The sequence below is a fragment of the Paraburkholderia sp. BR10936 genome (assembly GCF_040965735.1).
GTDB classification, from domain to species: Bacteria; Pseudomonadota; Gammaproteobacteria; order Burkholderiales; family Burkholderiaceae; genus Paraburkholderia; species Paraburkholderia nodosa_A.
Window position 1 is genome coordinate 215,025 of sequence record NZ_JBFRCM010000003.1, and the last position, 21,174, is coordinate 236,198.

The following is a 21,174-nucleotide window of genomic DNA, read 5'->3' on the forward strand; positions in this document are numbered from 1 at the left end:
ACGCGTCAAGCTGGCTGCTCAGACAAGGCGCAGCGCTTCGAGCCAATTGAAGTCCACGCGCTCTCGCTCGCGAGGCATGCATGCTTACAAACAGCTTGGGATTACCGGCTGGCGCGGCTCGGCGATTAGAAGAATTCCCCGGAGAGCCATTTTTTGTGACAAATTCGACACGAAAAACTGCTACTGTTTCATCTTTTGTTGACTGACGGACGTCCGGGCCGAGGAGAGCCGGCGTCGGCACTAGTCAGGAAAGCACAGGCGAATCGGCCCCACAGCCGTACGTCGAGGACGAATAGCCGCGCGCGTCTGCCGCTGGCTTCGATAAGACACCCATGAGAAGAAATCGTATGGCTTTGCGTCGCGTCGCCACGGCGCTGCTCGTGAGCGGACTGATTACGGCACAGCTTGCCTATGCGCAGGTCACGCTCAATTTTGTCAACGCCGACATCGATCAGGTGGCGAAGGCAATTGGCGCCGCCACCGGCAAAACGATCATCGTCGATCCCCGCGTGAAGGGGCAGCTCAATCTCGTCTCCGAGAATCCCGTACCTGAAGACCAGGCGCTCAAGACCCTGCAGTCGGCGCTGCGCATGCAAGGCTTCGCGCTCGTGCAGGATCACGGCGTCCTGAAGGTGGTGCCGGAAGCCGACGCCAAGCTGCAGGGCGTGCCGACCTACGTGGGCAACGCGCCGACCGCGCGTGGCGACCAGGTGGTAACCCAGGTGTTCACGCTCAGACACGAGTCGGCGAACAACCTGCTGCCGGTGCTGCGCCCGCTGATCTCGCCGAACAACACCATCGCCGCCTACCCGGCCAACAACACGCTCATCGTGACCGATTATGCGGACAACGTGCGCCGCATCGCTTCGATCATCGCGGGTGTGGACTCGGCCGCCGGCCAGCAGGTCCAGGTGGTACCGCTGCACAACGCCAATGCGCTCGACATCGCGCCGCAAATCGCGAAGATGCTCGATCCGGGCGCGATCGGCGCCTCGGACCCGTCGCTGAAGGTGTCGGTCATCGCCGACCCGCGCACCAATTCGCTGATGCTGCGCGCTTCGAACGCGCAACGCCTGGCCTCGGCGGTCCAGCTCTCGAAGCAGCTCGACGCGCCGACCAGCATGCCGGGCAACATTCACGTCGTGCCGCTGCGCAATGCCGACGCCACGCAGCTCGCCAAGACGCTGCGCGGCATGCTCGGCAAGGGCGGCAACGATACGTCGTCGTCCGGCAATGCGAACGGCTTCAACCAGGCAGGCAACAGCGGCGGCGGCGGCGGCATGTCGACCGGCACCTCCGGCACGCCGCCGCTGCCGTCGAGCTCGCTCAGCGGCGGTACGTCGTCGGGGAGTTCACTAGGCGGGGGCAGTTCGTACGGCAGCGGCGGTGGCGGCAGCAACGAAGCCCCGTTCCTCGGCGGCGACAAGGACAAGGGCGACGAGAACCAGCCGGGCGGCATGATCCAGGCCGACGCGGCGACCAACTCGCTGATCATCACGGCGCCGGACGCGGTGTACCGCAACCTGCGCGCCGTGATCAACCAGCTCGATGCGCGGCGCGCGCAGGTCTATATCGAGGCGCTGATCGTCGAACTGAACTCGACCACCAACGCCAACCTGGGCATTCAGTGGCAGGTCGCGAGCGGCAACGTCTACGCGGGCACCAATCTCGCGACGGGCAGCGGCAACAGCATCGTCAACCTGACGGCGGCGGCAGCCGCCGCCGCGAGCACCGGCGGCCTCGCCAACGCGCTCGGGTCTTCCGGCCTCCAGCAGGGCCTGAACGTGGGCTGGATCAAGAACATCTTCGGCGTGCAGGGCCTTGGCGCCTTGCTGCAGGCGCTCTCGCAAACCGCCGACGCCAACGTGCTGTCCACGCCTAACCTCATTACGCTCGACAACCAGGAAGCGAAGATCGTCGTCGGTACGAACGTGCCGATCCAGACGGGTTCGTATTCGAACCTCACGAGCGGCACGGCGAGCACGGCGTTCAACACCTACGATCGTGTGGACGTGGGCCTGACGCTGCATATCAAGCCGCAGATCACCGACGGCGGCATCCTGAAGCTGCAACTGTACACGGAAGACTCGGCGATCGTGACGGGCACGACCAACGCGACGACCAATCCCGCCGGCCCCGAATTCACCAAGCGTTCGATCCAGTCGACGGTGCTGGCCGACAACGGCGAGATCATAGTGCTCGGCGGCCTGATGCAGGACAACTACCAGGTCGCCAACAGCAAGGTGCCGCTGCTCGGCGACATTCCGTGGATCGGCCAGCTGTTCCGCTCGGAAAACAAGACCCGCGAGAAGACCAACCTGATGGTGTTCCTGCGTCCGGTGATCATCAGCGACCGCGACACGGCGCAGGCGGTCACGTCGAATCGCTACGACTATATCCAGGGCGTGACGGGCGCATACAAGTCCGACAACAACCTGATCAAGGATCGCGACGACCCGGTCGTGCCGCCGATGCCGGTCGGCCCGAGCCAGGGCGGCTCCGCGCTGAACCTGTTCGACCTCGACCAGATGCGGCGTCAACAGGCGCTGGGCGTGCAGCCCGCGGCGCCCGCGAATCCGGCAAGCGCCGTGCAAATGCAGCCCGCCGCACCCGTGCAAACGGCGCCGGTCGAAACCACGCCGGTGCAACAGGCGGCGCCTGCCACCACGCGGGTGCAGCCGTGAGCACGCCGCACGCGCCTGCGGCCAACGGCGGAGCGGACCGCGAGCCGCCCTCGCCGCTTGCCGCGCGCCTCGTGCCGTACGGCTTTGCGCGCAGCGGCCAGATTCTGGTCGCCCAGCAGCGCGCCGAAGGCCTCGAAGTGTGGATCAGCGAGCGCACCTCGCAGGCCGCCATCGCCGAGGTCGCGCGCAACTTCGGCGCGTTCGCGCTCGTGCGCGTACCGGCCGACGAACTCGCGCAGGCCATCAACCAGGCGTATGCGCGCCAGGACGGCAGCGCCGCGCAGGTGGTGGGCGAAGTGGAAGGCGAAGTCGATCTCTCGCGCCTCATGCAGGACATTCCCGAAGTGGAAGACCTGCTCGAGTCCGAAGACGACGCGCCGATCATCCGCATGATCAACGCGCTCCTCACGCAGGCCGCGCGCGAGCAGGCATCGGACATTCATATCGAGCCGTTCGAGAACGCATCGGTCGTGCGCTTTCGCGTGGACGGCACGCTGCGCGATGTCGTGCGCCCGAAGAAGGCGCTGCATGGCGCGCTGATCTCGCGTATCAAGATCATGGCGCAGCTCGACATCGCCGAGAAACGCCTGCCGCAGGACGGCCGCATCACGCTGCGCGTGGGCGGGCGTCCGGTGGACGTGCGCGTGTCCACGCTGCCCACGGGCCACGGCGAGCGCGCGGTGCTGCGTCTGCTGGAAAAAGACGCGCAGCGCCTGAACCTCGAAGCGCTCGGCATGGCCGGCGACACGCTCGGCAAGTTCGACCAGCTGATCGCGAAGCCGCACGGCATCGTGCTCGTGACCGGCCCGACGGGCTCGGGTAAGACGACCACGCTCTACGCGTCGATGTCGCGGCTCGAAACGGCTACGACCAACATCATGACCGTGGAAGACCCGATCGAGTACGACCTTTCGGGCATCGGGCAAACCCAGGTGAACGAGCGTATCGGCATGACGTTTGCGCGCGCGTTGCGCTCGATCCTGCGTCAGGACCCCGACATCATCATGATCGGTGAAATCCGCGACCTCGAAACCGCGCAAATCGCCGTGCAGGCGTCGCTCACGGGCCACCTCGTGCTCGCCACGCTCCATACCAACGACGCCGCCTCGGCGGTGACGCGTCTGACCGACATGGGCGTCGAGCCGTATCTGCTCGCGTCGTCCCTGCTCGGCGTGCTCGCGCAGCGCCTCGTGCGCCAGCTCTGCCCCGTATGCAAGGAAGAACGCGTGGAAGACGACGGCAGAAAGCGCTGGCATCCGGTGGGATGCGATCGCTGCGGTCATTCGGGCTACGCGGGACGGCGCGGCGTGTACGAACTGCTGCTCATCGACGAGCCGATTCGCGCCCTCATCCACCGCAATGCCGCCGATGCGGAGATCTTCGCGGCCGGCCGCGCGCAAGGCATGCGCACGCTGCGTGAAGACGGCGAGCGTTGGGTCGAAGCGGGCAGGACCTCGCTCGAGGAAGTGCTGCGCGTGACGGGCGGCGCGTAATGCGCCGCACGACGGGCCGCACGATGAACCACCAGATGGACGCTCAATAAAAGCGAGGGCGATCAGCAACATGCCGGCATTTCGCTTCGAAGCCATCGATGCCACGGGCAAAGCGCAAAAAGGCGTGCTCGACGCGGACAGTGCACGCGGCGCGCGTGCGCTGCTGCGCGGCCAGGGCCTCACGCCGCTCGTGGTCGAACCCGCCGCGAGCCGCACCCGCGGCGCGCGCCAGCAACGGCTCGCGCTCGGGCGCAAGCTCTCGCAGCGCGAGCAGGCGATCCTCACGCGCCAGCTCGCGAGCCTGCTGGTGGCGGGACTGCCGCTCGGCGAGGCGCTTGCGGTGCTCACCGAGCAGTCCGAGCGCGACTACATCCGCGAACTGATGGCGGCCATTCGCGCCGAGGTGCTCGGCGGCCATTCGCTCGCCAGCGCCCTCGAGCAGCACCCGCGCGACTTCCCGGACATCTACCGTGCGCTCGTGGCCGCGGGCGAGCATACCGGCAAGCTCGGCATCGTGCTGTCGCGCCTGGCCGACTACATCGAGCAGCGCAACGCGCTCAAGCAGAAGATCGTGCTCGCCTTCACGTACCCGACGATCGTCACGATCATCGCGTTCGGCATCGTCACGTTCCTGCTCAGCTACGTGGTGCCGCAGGTGGTGAACGTGTTCGCGAGCACGAAGCAGCAACTGCCCTTGCTCACCATCGTGATGATGGCGCTCTCGGGCTTCGTGCGGCAGTGGTGGTGGGCGGTGCTGATCGCCGTGGCCGTGGTCGCGTGGATCGTGCGCTCTACCTTGCGCCGGCCCGGCCCGCGTCTCGCATTCGACCGCTGGATGCTCACCGCGCCGCTCGCGGGCAAGCTCGTGCGCGGCTACAACACGGTGCGCTTTGCGAGCACGCTCGGCATTCTGAGCGCGGCGGGCGTGCCGATCCTGCGCGCGCTGCAGGCGGCCGGCGAAACGCTCTCGAACAAGGCGATGCGCACGAACATCGACGAAGCCATCGTGCGTGTGCGCGAAGGCACGTCGCTGTCTCGGGCGCTTGGCAATACGAAGACGTTTCCGCCCGTGCTCGTGCACCTGATCCGCTCGGGCGAGGCGACCGGCGATGTAACGACCATGCTCGACCGCGCGGCCGAAGGCGAGGCGCGCGAACTCGAGCGGCGCACGATGTTCCTCACGAGCCTGCTGGAGCCGCTCCTGATCCTCGCGATGGGGGGCGTGGTGCTCGTGATCGTGCTCGCGGTGATGCTGCCGATCATCGAGCTGAACAACCTCGTGCAGTAAGGCGTACGAACCGCACGAAGTCGCGGGAGGCCGGGCGCGCCGAACTCAGCGCATGTAGATGGTGGGACCGGCTGCGTTGGGCGGCAGGAAGATTTCGGAGTGCACGCCGTGGCGGTCGATGAGGATCGAGCGGGGGCGCACTTCGAAGAGTTTGGAGTTCTGGTCGATCGGGCCGCCGAGCGAAATGGCCCGCGGGGGTTCGCCGCCCACGCTGACGATGGCCGCTGCGCCCTGCGCGAGCGAGAGGATGCCGAACAGGTGAATGTCCTGCACCGGGTTGCGCTCGAGTCTGCCGCCGAACAGCGTGCCGGCCTGATCGAGCGAAACCGGCACCCGGGCCGCGGCGGCCTGCACCGGCGCCGCGCGGTTCGTGGCGAGGGTGATCGTCCACCACGTGGCCGTGGCGCAGAACACCGCAAACGCGGCGAGGGAAAGAAGGCGGATTTGCAGTGGGCTCATGCGCTCATTGTACGAAGGTTTATGAAATTTTTGATGTACGCGTTTGCCATGCCCGCAAGGCGTCGGAAAGGCGTCATCGTGTGACATTACAATGACCCGTCATGCGTGCGAGGACACGGCCGATACAAGCGGCGGGTCCGATCGCAGGCGAGACGAAGCGCGGCGCACAGGCGTGCACCGCAACCATATCTAGCGAGGGAGGAAAGAACTCATGTCCATGTGGGCCAAACGCCGTGCCGAAATCGAAGTCACGCGCGCGCGCCGCCAACGCGGCTTCACGCTCATCGAAATCATGGTCGTGATCGCGATTCTCGGCATTCTGGCCGCGTTGATCGTGCCGAAGATCATGAGCCGTCCCGATGAAGCGCGCCGCGTCGCCGCGCGCCAGGACATCGGCACGATCATGCAGGCGATGAAGCTTTATCGCCTCGACAACGGCCGCTATCCGACCCAGGACCAGGGGCTGCAGGCGCTGGTGCAAAAGCCGACCACCGAGCCCGTGCCGAACAACTGGAAGGACGGCGGCTATCTGGAGCGTCTGCCCAACGACCCGTGGGGCAACGCGTACCAATACCTGAACCCGGGCGTGCACGGCGAGATCGACGTATTCAGCTACGGCGCCGATGGCAAACCCGGCGGCGAGGGCAACGACGCCGACGTCGGGTCCTGGCAGTAAGTCGTCCGCCACGGCGTAGCCATGCAACCGAGCCGCCTCGTCCCTTGCCGGGACCGCCGATCGACACGCACCGCGCGCAATTCGCGCGCGGGCATGCGTTCGCGCGCGGCGGGCTTCACGCTGCTCGAAATGCTCGTGGTGCTGCTGATCGCGGGGATTCTCATCTCGCTCGCTTCGCTCACGCTCACGCGCAATCCGCGCACCGACCTGAACGAAGAAGCGCAGCGGCTCGCGCTCCTGTTCGAATCGGCCGGCGACGAGGCACAGGTGCGTGCCCGGCCCATTGCATGGCAGCCGCTCGCGGGCGGGTTTCGCTTCGACGTCCATACCGAGGACGGCTGGCGTCCGCTGCGCGACGATCTGCTCGGCCCGCGCAACTGGGAAGGCGGCGTGACCGGCGTGGCGATCACCTACCCCGGCAGCGACGACACGCAGGCCAACCGGCTCATTTTCGGCACGGAAGCCGTGGACGTGCCGGTGCAGGTCACGCTCTTCTCGGCAGCCGGCCAGGCGACGATCGTCGGCACCGGCACTGGCCGCTTCGAGGTGCGCTGAGATGCGGCGCTCGATGCGTGGGGGAAAGCGCGGCCACGGTGCCCGCGTGAATCGTCCGGCTCGCCCGCTGCGCGAGCGCGGTTTCACGATGATCGAGGTATTGGTTGCGCTCGCAATCATCGCAATTGCGCTGGCCGCGTCGTTGCGCGCTGTCGGCAGTCTCGCCGCGAGCGAGGCTGATCTGCACGACCGCCTGCTCGCGGGCTGGAGTGCGGACAACACGCTTGCGCAACTGCGTCTCGCGCACGCGTGGCCGGACCTTGGCGAGAGCAGCTTCGACTGCTCGCAGGGCAATCTGCGGCTGACCTGCACGCAGCAGGTCGCGACGACGCCCAACCCCGTCTTCCGGCGCGTGGAGGTGTCGGTGACGACGCCCGGCCGTTCCGGCAATCTCGCGCAACTCGTCACGGTGCTCGCCAATGAGACGAACCGCTCGTTGTGACCGCGCGCGCGTCGCCGCGTCAGCGCGCGGCTTCACGCTGATCGAGCTGCTCGTGGCGATCGCCATCATGGCCGTGGTCGCGATCCTCTCGTGGCGCGGCCTCGACGAAATCGTGCGCGGGCGCGAAACCATCACGCGCTCGATGGCTGAGGAACGCGTGTTCGCGCAGATGTTCGACCAGATGCGCATCGACTTGCGCGCGGCGACCTCCGATGACGAAGCGGGCGGCGTCGCGATCTCGCTCGACGGCGGCGCGCTGCAGGTCGTGCGCGCGTTCGCGGTGCCGCCGGGCGCCGCGCCGCGAATGCAAGTGGTGCGTTACCGCGTGTCGGGCGGCCAGGTGGTGCGCTATGCGTCGCCCCCGCTTGCCAATCTCGGCGAGCTGCGGCGCGCGCTGCGCGGCGGCGAAGGCGACAACTGGGGCGCGTTGCCGATGATGAGCGGCGTGGACGTCATCAACGCGCGCCTGTACGTGCCGAAGACAGGCTGGACGGCGAACATGCAGGACGTGCGCTCGCAGGTAAGCGGCTACAACAACGATCTCAAGGTGCCGCAGCTCGGCAACGCCCCGTTGCCGCGCGCGGTGACGGGCGTGCAGGTGAGCGTGGGTTCGCATTCGCTCGAGCGGCCGGTGGCCCGCGTATTCATGGTGGGGGAATGACGTTGCGTACACAACGAACCTCCACTCGGCGAACCGGACGATTCGGCCGCTCTACGCGCGCACGGCGCGGCGCGGCCATCATCAGCGCGCTGCTCGTCGTGGCGCTGTCGGCGATCCTCGTCGCGGGCATGTTGTGGCGCCAGCAGGTGCAATTGCGCCGCATCGAGAATCAGCGTCTGCTCGCGCAGGCGCAGTGGATCGCGCGCGCCTCGCTCGACTGGACGCGCCTCGTGCTGCGCTCCGAAGCGGATACGTCGGCGGGCATCACGTATCTGGGCGGCGCGTGGGGCGTGCCGCTCGCGAGGACGCGCCTGTCCGACTTTCTCGGCCAGATCGGCGAGGCGCGCGCGCAACAGGGCACGGACACCTGGCTCTCGGGCTCGATCGAAGACGCTCAGTCGCGCTTCAATCTGCGCGATCTCGTGGCGTCCAACGCGCCGGGCTCGCTGCAGCTGAACCTGACCGAAATCGAAGCGTTCGCGCGCCTGCTGCAGATTCTCGGCATCGACCAGCAACTCGCCAAGAACACCGCGGTGTACCTGCGCTCGGGCCTCTCCTACTCCGCAACGCGCTTCCAGACGCAAACCGCCACGACGAGCGGCACCTCGCAAACCGAGGTGCTCGCCGGCGGCGGCTCGACTGGCGGCGGCAACTACACCGACAACCCCGGCCTCTCGGACAGCGACAACAACAGCGGCGTCGCGCCGCTCCTGATGACGAGCGTCGATTCGCTGCTCGACGTGCCCGGCTTCACGCCCGACGCCGTTGCGCGGCTGCGCCCGTTCGTGACGATCCTGCCCACCGTGACGCCCGTGAACATGAACACGGCGAGCGCCGAGGTGATCGCCTCCGTCGTAACGGGCATGAGCCTGTCGAACGCGCAGGCCCTCGTCGCGCGTCGCCAGAGCGTGTTTTTCCGCAACGTGAGCGACGTGCAGCTCGCGCTCGAAGGCGTAGGCGTAAAGCAGGCCTCGATCGACACGACGCAGATCGACGTCAACACGAGTTATTTTCTCGTCCATGGGCGCGTGCAGCACGAGCGCGCCGAGGTGGACCGCACGACGCTAGTCTGGCGCGACCCGCTCACTCATACGACGCGCATCGTGCGCGTTCGCGACGAACCATGAATCCGTCCCCGACCAACATCGAAAAGAGGTGCGTTTGAGCACGCTGATCGTCCTCATGCCGCCCCGCGACCCGGCGGTCCACTCGCAGGAATGGCAGCTGCCGGAACTGCCGTTCGTGCTGCTCGACAAGACGGGCAACACGCAACGCGCGGGCCGTTCGGCGCTCGGGCTGCTGCCGAAGGCCTCGGCCACCATCCTGATGATCGCCGCGCGCGACCTGCTCACGCTCGCCGCTACGGTGCCCCCGCTCAAGGGGCCGCGGTTGCGTCAGGCGCTGCCGAACGTGGTCGAGGATCATCTGATCCAGGATGCGCAGACCTGCCATCTGGCGCTCGATCCCAAGCGCCTGGCCGACGGCCGCCAGGTGGTGGCGGCCATCGATCGCGGCTGGTTCCGCTTTCTGCTGGAAGGCTTCACCGCCGCGGGGCACCGCAATCTGCGCGCCGTGCCGGTGGCGCGCTGCCTGCCGGCCGCGCAGGCGGTGGAAGCGGTTCAGGAGGTTCAGGTGACTGAACCGGCCGAGCCCGCCGAGCCGGGGGCAGCGCCCGGCGCCGCGGCTCCCGGGACTCCCGCGCCTCCCGCCCCCGAACCCGTGACCGCATGCGTGCTAGGCCATGTCGTCGCGACTGCACCCATGCTGCTGCCCGGCGTCGCGCCCGAGCCGGCGGCAGCCACGGCGCAAGCGGCGCTCGAACTCGCGATCGTGCGCGGCGCGCTCGCCGAGGGCTTCGCGGTGCCTGCCGCGAGCGTGGCCGCTACCGTCACGGCGCTCGCCGGCGGCGCGCCGGTTTCGGGCTACGTTCTCACCAATCTGCCGGGCGAGCCCGTGAGCGCCGCCGCACGTGCGTCGCTGGCCGCCGCGTTGCCGGGTGCGCAGCCGCTCACGTTCGAGGCGCTCGCGCGCCGCGCGCTCGCCTGCCGCTTCGACCTCTGCCAGTTCGAGTTCGCCTCGCAGCCGTGGCGGCTCGACCGCGCGACGCTGCGCCGTCTGCGCGTGCCGATCGTGCTCGTGGCGGCGTCGCTCGTCGTGGCGGTCGTCGGCGCGAATATCCAGTGGCTCATGATGGCGCGCCAGCGCGACGCGATCAGCGCGCAGATGACCGAGCTGCTCCTCAACGCGTTCCCGAAGACGACCGTCGTGCTCGATCCCGCCGGGCAGATGGCGCGCCAGTTGCAGCAGTTGCGCCTGGCCGCGGGCGAGCCCTCGCCCGACGACTTCCTCGCGCTCTCCGACGGCCTCGCGCGCTCGCTCGGTCCGGTGCCCGCGAACGGCATCGCGGCCCTCGACTATCACGACCGGCGTCTGGACGTGACCTTCAAGCCAGGCGTCAACGTCGACGCCGATCTCGCGAAACGCCTCGCGGGCAACGGCCTGGCGGGCACGGTCGATGCCAGCACGGGCAAATGGACCATCAGGAGCGCATCGTGAAGACAACGGCTATGAGCGGCGCGTGGGCCGAGGCCTGGACGAACTTCTGGGAGGCGCGCTCGACGCGCGAAAAGACGCTGCTCACGTGGGGTGGCGCGGTGCTTGCGCTGGCGATCGGCTGGTCGGTGCTGTGGCAGCCCGCCGCCGACGGCCGTGCGCGCCTGCGTCAGAGCCTGCCCGGCATGCAGCGCGAACTCGCGCAGATGACGGCCGAGGCCGACGAGGCGCGCTCGCTGGCTGGCGCGGCGGCCAGCGTGGCGCCGGGGGGCCAGGCGCTCAAGGACGCGGTCACCGCCTCGCTCGCCGATCACTCGCTCACGGGCGCGCAGATTCAGCTGATCGGCACGACAGTGCAGGTGCAGATGAAGAACGCGTCGTTTCCGGCGTGGGCCGCGTGGCTCGACGACGTGCGCAAGCAGTTCAAGGTGCAGGTGGTCGAGGCGCACATCACCGCGCTGAAGGCCGATGGCCAGGTCGATTTGACGGCCTCGCTGCAACCGGCGAATACGCATTAAGAAGAAAAAGCGCGCATCGAAAAGCGCGCAATGAGAATCGCCGGAGAAATACGCAATGAGTTACTGGATGCGGCGCCTGCGCGCCGCGTTGCCCTGGCTGATCGTGGGCGTGCTGTCGAGCGCTGTGGTGTTGCTCGCCCGCCTGCCCGCGGCCTGGATCGCGCCGCAGTTCGCGCGCGCGACTCAGGGGCACGTGAACCTGATCGACCCGGAAGGCTCGCTCTGGCACGGCTCCGCCACGCTGATGCTCGCTGCGGGCCAGGACGCACGCGGCGCAACGCTGCTGCCGGGGCGCATCGTCTGGCGTACGGCGTTCTGGCCGCTGTTCGTCGCACGCGTACGCATGGACATGCTGCAGACCGAGGCGATGCCCGACCCGGTCACGGTGGATGCGTCGTTGCGCGGCGCGAACGTGAGCGCGGGCACGATCGCCGTGCCCGCGTCGCTGCTCGCGGGTCTCGGCGCGCCCTTCAACACGCTCGATCTGGACGGCAAGGTGCGGCTCGCGTGGAGCCCGTGGCGCGTGTTCGGCACGGATGCATTCGGACGACTGACCGTCTCGCTCGCCGACATGAGCTCGCGCGTTTCGCTCGTGAAGCCGCTCGGCACGTATGAGGTGGTGCTGCAGGCGCAAGGGGCGACGTCGACGCTCGAGCTCTCGACGCAAAAAGGACCGCTGATGCTCGAGGGGCGCGGCTCGTTCTCGCGGGCTTCGGCATCGTTTCAGGGCACCGCGAGCGCGGCGCCGGATCAGCGCGACAACCTGGCGGGCCTGCTGAATCTGCTGGGCCGGCCGGTCGGGCCGGGCACCGTCGCGCTGACGTTCATGCGCTGAGGTTCGTGGTCTGAGCGTGCGCCCGCCTGCAGGGCGCATACGCCTTACTGCGGCTGGGCGGCCGTCGTAGCCGTCGTCGCTGCCGCTGGGGCCGAAGCGGCCGAGACCACTGCCGGCGCGGCGACGCTGCCGGTCTCGCGGTCCATCTGCGATGCATCCCAGCCGCCGCCCAGCGCCTTCACGAGCCCCACCGACGACACCATGCGCTGCCCGCCGATGCTCACGAGCTTCTGCTGCGCGGTAAAGGCCGTGGCCTGCGCGGAAAGCACGTTCTGGAAATCGGTCGTGCCCGCCTTGTACTCGTTCGTCACGATCGCGAGCACATGCTGCGCCGACTCCACCGCCTGCTGCTGCACGCCGACCTCTTGCCCGAGGATGCGCTGCGAAGCGAGGTTGTCCTCCACGTCCTGGAACGCGGCCAGCACGGTTTGCCGGTACGCGGCCACCTGCTGGTCGTAGGCGGCGCGCGCGGCCTCGGTCTGGGCCTTGCGCAGCCCGGCGTCGAAGATCGTGCCGGCAAGCGACGGCCCGAGCGTCCAGAAGCGCGAAGGCAGCTGCAGCAGCTGCGACATCACCGAGCTTTCGAAGCCGCCACTCGCGGACAGCGTGAGCGTAGGGAAGTACGCCGCGATGGCGACGCCGATCTGCTCGTTGGCGGAGGCCGCCTTGCGCTCGGCCGAGGCGATGTCGGGCCGGCGCTCGAGCAGCGCCGAAGGCATGGCGAGCGGTACCGTGGGCGGCGTGGCGGCGAGCGGCGACGGCGGGATCGAGAACGTGGAGGCCGGCTGGCCGACCAGCACGGCGATCGCATGCTCGTCCTGGGCGCGCGCCACACCGTTGTCGATCGCGGAAGCCTGCGCAGATTGCAGCTGGGTTTGCGCCTGGATCACGTCGGCGCGGCCCGCCACGCCCTGGGCGTACTGATTCTGCGTGAGCTGCAGCGACTTCTGGTACGCGACGACCGTATCGTCGAGCAGCTTCTGCTGCGCGTCGAGCGAGCGCAACGTGAAGTAGGTTTGCGCGAGCGTGGCCTGGGCCGACAGGCGCGCGTTCGCGAGATCGGCGGCGGCGCCCTGCTGGCTCGCCTCCTGCGAGCTGACCGTACGGCTCACCTTGCCCCAGAGATCGGGTTCCCAGGTGGCGTCGAGCCCGAGGTTGACGTTGTTGTTGATGCTGCCGCTCGACAATCCGCGGCTCGAGTTGGCCACGCGCGTGGGCGTGTACGAGCGCGTGCCGGCGAACGAGCCGCTGATCACGGGGAAGTACGCCGCCCGCGCCTCGCCCACGAGCGCACGCGCCTGGCGATAGGCGGCGGCAGATTGCGCGACCGTCTGGTTGCTGGTGTTGAGCTGGTCCATCAGCGCATTGAGCTGCGCGTCGTCGTAGATCAGCCACCAGGCGCCGCGGTCGGTGGTATCGGCGGGTTGCGCGACCTTCCAGCCCTCGGGCGCTTCCTTGAACGAAGCGGGCACGGCAGCGCTGGGCCGGTGATAGTCGGGGCCGACGGCGCAGCCGGTCAACTGGAAGGTGAGCGCAGCGGCCGCGCACAGCGTCAGGATGGAAAGCGGCTTGGGCGCGCGGCGCGCCACAGACCCGGCGGGTCCAGTGGTCGCGCCGGAGCGGACGAAACGGCAAGGCATGCAAGGATTCCTGTCGATGCAACCGGCTCGCGCTCGGGCGGCCGGTCGCGCACGGGGTTGTCGCGTTGCGGCAATGGTAGCGCACACGCTAGTCACTGCACGGAATCCGAAAGCTTACGCGTTGGAAGGGTTCGCGGGTGTTACGGCGTGAGACGCACAGGTTACGCGTCGTTACGGCGGCGCTTCGGTGCGCGGCAGGCGAGCTGGCCGCCACCGCACGCGGGTGCATCCGCTGCCGGTATTGCTGCGGTTGCGGCCGCGGGCGTGGCCGCCATGACAGCGCTTGCGGCGGCGGGTTCGGGCTGCGCGCGCCGGCGCTGCGCCCACACCACGGCCACCACCGCGATCGAGCCGCCCGGCAGCGCGAACATGGCCGCATACAACGCGAGCTTGCGCCAGCGCGACGACTCACCGGCCTTCGCGAAAGCGAGGCGGGCGGTGTCGGTGACGGAGCGGCCAAGGCCGCCAAGCGCGTTGATGAGAAAAAGCATGGTGCGGAAACGGGTGGACGTAGAAGAACGAAACTGGTTGCCTGTCATAATATTGACTATGCAATCAAATCACAACATACTTTGCAGCGCATCAATGCGACTGTTGTTTTTATGCGCCGATCGCGGCGACAGAGGCGACCACGACCTGCTAGCTGATTTATCTGCCTGAGCAGCGAAGTAACCCGTTATAATCCGCTCGTTTTTTGAGATGCTGGAAAGCGAACTGCCATGAGCGACGGTCCTTTCGTCCCGGCGAGTCTGGGCGTCGAGCCAAGTCTCGGCTATTTCCTCTCTACCGCGCGCAACGTGCTGGCCGGACGCATCGACCGTGCGGTCGCACCGCTTGGACTCACATCCTCGCAAATTGGTGTGATCCTTTTATTGTGGTTCGAGCGCGCGAGCACGCCCAACGAGATGTCACGCGCGCTCTCGTACGACACCGGCTCCATGACGCGCATGCTCGACCGGCTGGAGAAAAAGGGTTTTCTCGAGCGGCAGCGCAGCCAGGCGGACCGCCGGGTCGTGGAACTCGCATTGACGGACCAGGGGCGCGCGGCGGCGCAGCAATTGCCTGAACTGATTGCCGCGGAGATGTCCGAGCAGTTACGCGGCTTCTCGCCCGAAGAAGTCGCGACGCTGATTCATTTGCTGCAACGCTTCATCGCCAATGACGGCTCGACCACACCGCTGTGCGGATCGATGATCGGCGCCGGCAAGGACGCAGAAGCGCCGGCGCAGGAAGACGGCGGCTAGCAACGGCGCACGGTGCGCGGCAGCGCAACACCTGGCGTAGTTTGATCCAATCACTGTCTGGGCAGAAAATGCACAGACACGCAATAACAAGCTGGCGTGCGCTGCTCCCGTGGAGCGGCAGCAACGGCCGACTCACCAAGGACACGGAACATGGCAGCTTCTCCCGCGGTGCCCGCGCAGGCCGAACCCACACCGTTTTCCGGCGGCACGCTCGCGCTCCTCACAGTCGGGCTCGCGCTCGGGACCTTCCTGGAGGTGCTCGACACCTCGATCGCCAACGTAGCGGTACCGACCATTTCGGGCAACCTGGGTGTCGCCAACAGCGAAGGCACGTGGGTCATCTCGTCGTACTCGGTCGCCTCGGCGATCGCCGTGCCGCTCACCGGATGGCTCGCGCGCCGCGTGGGCGAAGTGCGCCTCTTCACGCTCTCCGTGCTGCTGTTCACGCTGGCCTCGGCCGCCTGCGGCTTCGCCACGAACTTCGAGACGCTCATCGCATTCCGTCTCGTGCAAGGGCTCGTTTCCGGGCCGATGGTCCCGCTTTCGCAGACCATCCTCATGCGCTCCTACCCGCCCGCCAAACGCGGCCTCGCGCTCGGCCTCTGGGCGATGACCGTGATCGTCGCGCCCATCTTCGGACCGGTGATGGGCGGCTGGATCACGGACAATTACACGTGGCCGTGGATCTTCTATATCAACGTGCCGATCGGCCTCTTCTCGGGCATCTGCGCGTACCTGCTGCTGCGCGGCCGCGAGACGAAAACGACGAAGCAGCGCATCGACGCCGTGGGCCTCGCGCTCCTCGTGATCGGCGTGTCGTGCCTGCAGATGGTGCTCGACCTCGGCAAGGACCGCGACTGGTTCAACTCGACGTTCATCGTCACGCTCGCCATCATCGCGGTGGTCGCGCTCGCGTTCATGCTCGTGTGGGAGGCGACGGAAAAGGAGCCCGTGGTCGATCTCTCGCTCTTTCGCGACCGCAATTTCGCGCTCGGCGCGATGATCATCTCGTTCGGCTTCATGGCTTTCTTCGGTTCGGTGGTGATCTTCCCGCTCTGGCTGCAGACTGTCATGGGCTACACGGCGGGCCTCGCGGGTCTGGCCACCGCGCCGGTGGGCCTGCTCGCGCTCGTGCTCTCGCCGCTCATCGGACGCAACATGCACCGGCTCGATCTGCGCATGGTCGCGAGCTTCGCCTTTATCGTGTTCGCGCTCGTCTCGCTCTGGAACTCGACGTTCACACTCGACGTGCCGTTCGACCACGTGATCCTGCCGCGCCTCGTACAGGGCATCGGCGTGGCGTGCTTCTTCGTGCCGATGACGACCATCACGCTCTCCAGCATTCCCGACGAGCGGCTCGCGAGCGCCGCGGGCCTCTCGAATTTTCTGCGTACGCTCTCGGGCGCGATCGGCACGGCGGCGAGTACGACGTTCTGGGAAGACGCCGCCATCTATCACCATGCCGTGCTGTCGGAATCGGTGACCCAGTCTTCGCCGAACACCGTCGCCTACAAGGACGCGCTCGCGAACCTAGGTTTCGCGGGGCAAAGCCTGACCGCCCAGCTCAACGACGTCGTGACGACGCAAGGCTACATGATGGCCACCAACGACTTCTTCCGCATTTCCTGCGCGATGTTTGTCGTGCTGGCTCTGCTGGTGTGGGTGACGAAGCCGAAAAAAGGCGCGGGACCGGCAATGGGTCATTGACGGTCCCGCGAAAGGGCCGCCCGCTCGAAGCCGCGGGCGACCGGGTGCGCGATGCGCTGCGTTGCTAGCGCTGTGTGATGCCGCTCGTCTGGATCTCGACGCGACGGTTCTTCGCGCGGCCTTCAGCTGTGGCATTCGACGCAAGCGGCCTCGAGAAGGCGTAACCGTGCACTTCGTACTGGCCGGCGTGGAGGCCACGCGACTGGAGATAGCGGCGAACGGACTCGGCGCGGCGCACCGAGAGGCGATCGTTATAGGCCTTCGAGCCGACCGAGTCGGTGTGGCCGTCGATCACGACCGTACCGATGTTCACATCGTTGCTTTCCGTGACGAACCGGTCGAGCCTGCGCTTGCCGTCGGGTAGCAGATCGGCCTTGTCGAACGCGAAGTTGGCGTCGGCGTTCAGCGTGATCGTGCGCGGCTGAACCTGGGGCGGCGTCTCGCCGATCGGCGCCGGCGCCGGTGCCGGCGACTGCGGCGGCTGGCAGATGAACGTGATTTCACGCGGGTCGTCTTCCGGTTTGAAGCCGGCAACGGCGCGATCCACCGACGAGACGCGTAGCGGCGTCTTGCTGCCGCAGGTCTCGTTCATCCTGGCCATACAGGTTTTGGAGCTTTCGAACAGGCCGAGACATTGCACGCGATACGCTTGCGAGCCGTTAGCGAGCGTGACGATGTCGAGATTGTGGGTAGGGCCTGAGGCGGTAGTGCAGCCAGCGGCGGCGGCGATGACGGCAGCCGCGGCACTGGCAGACAGAAAGCGCAGTTTCATTGTCGATTCGAGTGGTGGTTGAGGATGAACGGCCCAGACCACACGGGCCGAAACCAGCCCAAGATACGGGTTCCTCAACCCCTCCCTCAATCAGACAATGCCCAAATCGGCCATGCGCCGATCAATGCGCGCTCGAAGCCGGCTCCGCCACGGCCGCGCCGCTCACGCCGGCGGTGTCGCCACCTGCGCCTGTGGTCGTATCGCCGGGAATCGGCGCATCGACGCCGGTTCGCACGTACTGCTTGAACGCCGCGCCTGCCGACCACGGGTTGGGCTTGCAGCCGAGCGAACTGTCGCAATGCGCGGCGAAGCCGATCGTGGCCGTGCCGTCGGCGTTGGCCTGCTTCGTGATTTCATAGGCGAGCAGACGCCGGCCGCCGCCCGGGCCCGACGTCTGGATCAGCGTGTCGGTCACGGTCTGCACTTCGTACTTCGAATGACTGCGCACCCAGTCCAGGGCGCGTTGCCACCAGAGATCGCATTCCGTCTTGTCCGAACAGGTGAGCGGTGCGGTCGCGATCTGCATGACGTCGGGATTGACCTGCCCGCGCGACGCGCAGGCCGCAGCCGTCGCGCACAGCAGGATCGCAAGAATTCGTTTCATCGCCTGGATTCCTCCCAGAGTGAGCCGCATTGCGCGCGGCCCGTGCATTTTTGGTGTTTTCAGCTTCGTTCGTCCGGCGCGCCCGTCATCCGCGCGCTTCGGTAACGCGGCGCCTACCCTGGTTGGACCGCATCTGCACGCTGGTGTTGCGAGCAAATGCGGTGCCCGGGACAAATCTCGATGGGATGAGTGCGCGCCGCAGCGGCGCACCGGCGGCGGCTCAGACGCTGAAGCGATTGAGCGTATACGCGCGATAGGCGGCGACGAACGCGTCGAACGAGCCGACTTCGTCGCGCTCGAGTTGCGCCTGCTCCGCGAGTGACTCGCGCGCGAGCGTTTCGAACTCCGCCGTGGCCTCGGCGTCGAGCGGACGCGCGAGGAATTGCGCTGCGTGGTGCTCGCTTTGTGCGCGTGCAAATTGCAGGAAGGACTGCGTGTTATCGCGCATGGTTTGCAGCACGCGCGCCGATGGCGTGAGCGACGGGTCGGCCAGCTTCGCGCGCTGTGTCGCGAGCGATCGCGTGTGTTCGTCGCTGCCGTGCGCCGCGTCGAGTACGGCGGCTGCGTGGCCGATCTTCTCGAACAGCGCTTCGGCCCACTCGTGCATCGGCACGTCCTTGCCGTCGCGCTTGAGCGCGAGACCCGGGCGGCGCCCTTCCTTCGTCACCAGGCCAAAGTTTTCATTCGATTCGGCATAGGCGTCGGCAGGCAGGAAAGGGCTTTCATCGAGCGCGCAGGCGAGCAGGTAGGCGTCGAGAAACCGTGCGGTCTCGAGCGAGATGCCGGTTGGCTCGAACGGGTCGATGTCCATGCAGCGCACCTCGACGTACTGCACGCCGCGCGCGGCAAGCGCATGCAGAGGCCGCTCGCCCGGATGCGTCACGCGCTTGGGGCGGATCGTTGAGTAGAACTCGTTCTCGATCTGCAGCACGTTCGTGTTGATCTGCACCCACTCGCCGTCGCGATGCGTGCCGATCGCCTCGTAGGGCGGATACGGCTGGCTCACGGCCTGCGCGAGCGCGTCGAGATAGCCTGCCAATGTGTCGTAGTCGGCGCGCAAGGCGGACTGGCCCGTCGTGTTCGAGTAGCCGAGATCGCTCATGCGCAGGCTCGTCGCATACGGCAGATAGAGCGTGTCGGCGTCGAACGTTTCGAGCTTGTGCTCGCGGCCGCGCAGGAAGCGCGCGTCGAGCGCGGGCGAGGCGCCGAACAGGTACATGAGCAGCCAGTTCGTGCGGCGAAAATTGCGGATCAGCGCGAGGTAGCGCTCCGATTGATAGTCGGTGAGCGAGGCCGTGGACTGATGATGCGCATGCAGCACGCGCCACACCTCTTCGCTCAGCGAGTAGTTGTAGTGGATGCCGGCAATGCACTGCATCGTGCGGCCGTAGCGCAGCGCGAGGCCCATGCGGTACACGTACTTGAGGCGGCCGATATTCGAGTTGCCATAGCGCGCGATGGGGATGCCGTCGTCGGTGTCGGGCAGGAGGCCCGGCATCGATTCGTTCCAGAGCATCTCGCCGTCACGCGCGAGTACCGCATAGACGTAGCGGTGCAGCTCGTCGAGTTGCGCAAGCGTGATCGAGGCATCGGGCTCGGCAGACGTGATGATCTCGATCAGCGCTTCCGAATAGTCGGTGGTCAGCGACGGATGCGTGAGCGCCGAACCGAGCGCTGCCGCGTGCGGCGTCATGGCGAGACGGCCGTCGCGCGTCACGCGCAGGCTCTCCTTCTCGATGCCGCGCAGGCCGCGCGTGAGCGCGCCGCGATGTGGCCCGTCGCCCAGCACGGAAAGGCGCTGTGCGAGAACGTCGTTCGTGCGTGTAGAGGTCGTGTCTGACATTGAGGCAAGTCGGGCTCGGGCCGGCGGCGCAGTGCTGTGCGGCGCGCGCTCGCCGGCCGGGATTCTTTTCGGTAGCGGGCACTTTAACATCTCGCCGAAAGACCTGCTTGGGCCTGCCTCGGGCGGGGTTTTGGCCCGTCGGCGCGCGCTTCTCGCGGTGATGGCGCGCCTTTCCGGCGCTGCCCTAGCCGCCGCGCGCCGCGCCCGCGCGATCGGCGATTTCGTTCCACAAATGCATGGCCGCGTAGGCGCGCCAGGGGCTCCATGTGTCAGTGCGGGCGCGCTGTTGGGTCGCGCGCACGAGCGCCGGGTCACGCGCCGCGATGGCCTGCATCAGCACGAGATCGGTTGCGGGCCACGCGTTCGCATCGCGCCACGCGCGCATCGCGACGTATTCCACGGTCCACGGTCCGATGCCGGGCAACGCGAGCAGTCCCGCGCGCATGGTGTCGAGATTGGCGGGTTCCGGTGCGAGCGCGTCGATTTGTCTGTTTTGACGCGTGCCGCGCGGCTTCTCCTGATCGTTCTGCGCGTAGTCGCGTTCGATGATCACCGCGCCGCTCGCCACGGCCTGCGCGAAGCCCTGCAGCGCGGCGACGCGCTTGCCCGGCATGCCGATGCCCGCGAGATCGGCGGCGGCGAGCGCGGCGGGCGTGGGAAAGCGCCACGCAGTGCGCGCGTGGGCATGGTCGTCGATGCGCTTGCCCACGCGTTCGACGAGGCGCCCGATGATCGTCGTCGCCGCTTTCACGCTGACCTGCTGACCGACGATCGCGCGCACCACGAGCTCGAAGCCAGACCACGCGCCCGGTACGCGCAGCCCCGGCACGGCTGCGACGAGCGGCGCGAGCCACGGGTCGCTGCGCAGATGCGCGGCGACGGCGGCGGGATCGGCCTGCAGGTCGAACATGCGCGACAGCGGCGCGGCGAGCGCCGCCGCATGCGCGCTCACGGGTCCGTCGATCTGCACGACGAGGCAATGCTTGCGCGCGTGACGGCGCACGGCGAGCGTGCCGCTCGCGCCATTGAAATCGATCGCGCGCAGCCACGCGCCGTCCTCCACCGCTTCGACGCCCGGTGTGGCGCGCCCGCTGAAGAAGCGCAGCACGCGGGGCCAGTCGTAGGGCGCGCGAAACGGCAGCTCGAGTGTGGCGCTGTGCTTCGGCGCGCTGGTTTGTGCTTCGGTTTGCGAGGCAATGG

The 21,174-nt window shown here is 67.6% G+C and carries 20 protein-coding genes; 13 read left to right on the plus strand and 7 right to left on the minus strand.

The genetic code is table 11. The annotated features are described in order from the left end of the window. The first annotated feature begins 347 nt into the window (after window positions 1-347). The 3 genes from gspD to gspF all read left to right on the plus strand — a co-directional run bounded on the left by gspD (window position 348) and on the right by gspF (window position 5,465). On the plus strand, window positions 348-2,684 hold the full coding sequence (gene gspD, locus AB4Y36_RS07475; RefSeq protein ID WP_368682650.1) for a type II secretion system secretin GspD: 2,337 nt from the start codon (window positions 348-350) through the stop codon (window positions 2,682-2,684). Further along, complete coding sequence (gene gspE, locus AB4Y36_RS07480; RefSeq protein WP_368603739.1) at window positions 2,681-4,177, plus strand: type II secretion system ATPase GspE; 1,497 nt, start codon at window positions 2,681-2,683, stop codon at window positions 4,175-4,177. The genes gspD and gspE overlap by 4 nt, the downstream gene beginning before the upstream one ends. 70 nt (window positions 4,178-4,247) lie before the next feature. Beyond that, the gene (gene gspF / locus AB4Y36_RS07485) at window positions 4,248-5,465 is read left to right on the plus strand and encodes a type II secretion system inner membrane protein GspF (RefSeq protein ID WP_028203270.1); all 1,218 of its coding nucleotides are present in this window, start codon (window positions 4,248-4,250) and stop codon (window positions 5,463-5,465) included. Window positions 5,466-5,510: 45 nt separating this feature from the next. Here gspF and AB4Y36_RS07490 read toward each other — a convergent pair whose 3' ends face one another. Further along, window positions 5,511-5,924: a hypothetical protein gene (locus AB4Y36_RS07490; protein ID WP_368682651.1), complete on the minus strand. Its 414-nt coding sequence runs from the start codon at window positions 5,922-5,924 to the stop codon at window positions 5,511-5,513. Between the two features lie 211 nt (window positions 5,925-6,135). Here AB4Y36_RS07490 and gspG point away from each other — a divergent pair, with 211 nt between their 5' ends. The 8 genes from gspG to AB4Y36_RS07530 are packed head-to-tail and all read left to right on the plus strand — an operon-like array spanning window position 6,136 to window position 12,164. Beyond that, window positions 6,136-6,600, plus strand: coding sequence for a type II secretion system major pseudopilin GspG (gene gspG / locus AB4Y36_RS07495; protein WP_069264508.1), 465 nt, complete (start codon window positions 6,136-6,138; stop codon window positions 6,598-6,600). A gap of 21 nt (window positions 6,601-6,621) precedes the next feature. Further along, window positions 6,622-7,155, plus strand: coding sequence for a GspH/FimT family pseudopilin (locus AB4Y36_RS07500; RefSeq protein WP_083245239.1), 534 nt, complete (start codon window positions 6,622-6,624; stop codon window positions 7,153-7,155). Window positions 7,156-7,168: 13 nt separating this feature from the next. Beyond that, a complete protein-coding gene (gene gspI / locus AB4Y36_RS07505; RefSeq protein WP_368618589.1) occupies window positions 7,169-7,597 on the plus strand; it encodes a type II secretion system minor pseudopilin GspI in 429 nt (142 codons plus the stop codon). Beyond that, window positions 7,575-8,258: a type II secretion system protein J gene (locus AB4Y36_RS07510; protein WP_368682652.1), complete on the plus strand. Its 684-nt coding sequence runs from the start codon at window positions 7,575-7,577 to the stop codon at window positions 8,256-8,258. The genes gspI and AB4Y36_RS07510 overlap by 23 nt, the downstream gene beginning before the upstream one ends. Then, the gene (gene gspK, locus AB4Y36_RS07515) at window positions 8,255-9,385 is read left to right on the plus strand and encodes a type II secretion system minor pseudopilin GspK (protein WP_368603740.1); all 1,131 of its coding nucleotides are present in this window, start codon (window positions 8,255-8,257) and stop codon (window positions 9,383-9,385) included. The genes AB4Y36_RS07510 and gspK overlap by 4 nt, the downstream gene beginning before the upstream one ends. 34 nt (window positions 9,386-9,419) lie before the next feature. After that, window positions 9,420-10,814 carry a type II secretion system protein GspL gene (gspL, locus tag AB4Y36_RS07520; protein WP_368682653.1) on the plus strand — a complete coding sequence of 465 codons (1,395 nt, stop codon included), beginning with the start codon at window positions 9,420-9,422 and terminating at the stop codon, window positions 10,812-10,814. A gap of 11 nt (window positions 10,815-10,825) precedes the next feature. Further along, entirely contained in the window at window positions 10,826-11,329 is a 504-nt protein-coding gene (locus AB4Y36_RS07525) for a type II secretion system protein M (RefSeq protein ID WP_368682828.1), read from the plus strand. A gap of 55 nt (window positions 11,330-11,384) precedes the next feature. Beyond that, on the plus strand, window positions 11,385-12,164 hold the full coding sequence (locus AB4Y36_RS07530) for a type II secretion system protein N (protein WP_368682654.1): 780 nt from the start codon (window positions 11,385-11,387) through the stop codon (window positions 12,162-12,164). A gap of 44 nt (window positions 12,165-12,208) precedes the next feature. Here AB4Y36_RS07530 and AB4Y36_RS07535 read toward each other — a convergent pair whose 3' ends face one another. Together AB4Y36_RS07535 and AB4Y36_RS07540 are read right to left on the minus strand one after the other, a co-directional pair. Beyond that, complete coding sequence (locus AB4Y36_RS07535) at window positions 12,209-13,804, minus strand: efflux transporter outer membrane subunit (protein ID WP_368682655.1); 1,596 nt, start codon at window positions 13,802-13,804, stop codon at window positions 12,209-12,211. 161 nt (window positions 13,805-13,965) lie between these two features. Next, a complete protein-coding gene (locus AB4Y36_RS07540) occupies window positions 13,966-14,295 on the minus strand; it encodes a hypothetical protein (RefSeq protein ID WP_368682656.1) in 330 nt (109 codons plus the stop codon). A 228-nt stretch (window positions 14,296-14,523) separates the two neighbouring features. Between AB4Y36_RS07540 and AB4Y36_RS07545 the strand changes: the two genes are divergently transcribed. Together AB4Y36_RS07545 and AB4Y36_RS07550 are read left to right on the plus strand one after the other, a co-directional pair. After that, window positions 14,524-15,048 carry a MarR family winged helix-turn-helix transcriptional regulator gene (locus tag AB4Y36_RS07545; RefSeq protein WP_368682657.1) on the plus strand — a complete coding sequence of 175 codons (525 nt, stop codon included), beginning with the start codon at window positions 14,524-14,526 and terminating at the stop codon, window positions 15,046-15,048. Between the two features lie 150 nt (window positions 15,049-15,198). Then, entirely contained in the window at window positions 15,199-16,755 is a 1,557-nt protein-coding gene (locus AB4Y36_RS07550) for a DHA2 family efflux MFS transporter permease subunit (RefSeq protein WP_368682658.1), read from the plus strand. Window positions 16,756-16,819: 64 nt separating this feature from the next. Here AB4Y36_RS07550 and AB4Y36_RS07555 read toward each other — a convergent pair whose 3' ends face one another. The 4 genes from AB4Y36_RS07555 to AB4Y36_RS07570 all read right to left on the minus strand — a co-directional run bounded on the left by AB4Y36_RS07555 (window position 16,820) and on the right by AB4Y36_RS07570 (window position 21,172). Continuing rightward, a complete protein-coding gene (locus AB4Y36_RS07555; RefSeq protein ID WP_069264526.1) occupies window positions 16,820-17,527 on the minus strand; it encodes an OmpA family protein in 708 nt (235 codons plus the stop codon). A 121-nt stretch (window positions 17,528-17,648) separates the two neighbouring features. Then, entirely contained in the window at window positions 17,649-18,131 is a 483-nt protein-coding gene (locus AB4Y36_RS07560) for a hypothetical protein (protein ID WP_368682659.1), read from the minus strand. Window positions 18,132-18,351: 220 nt separating this feature from the next. Beyond that, window positions 18,352-19,974, minus strand: a complete 1,623-nt coding sequence (gene gshA / locus AB4Y36_RS07565; RefSeq protein WP_368682660.1) for a glutamate--cysteine ligase — start codon at window positions 19,972-19,974, stop codon at window positions 18,352-18,354. A 184-nt stretch (window positions 19,975-20,158) separates the two neighbouring features. Further along, entirely contained in the window at window positions 20,159-21,172 is a 1,014-nt protein-coding gene (locus AB4Y36_RS07570) for a DNA-3-methyladenine glycosylase (RefSeq protein ID WP_368682829.1), read from the minus strand. Window positions 21,173-21,174 lie beyond the last annotated feature (2 nt).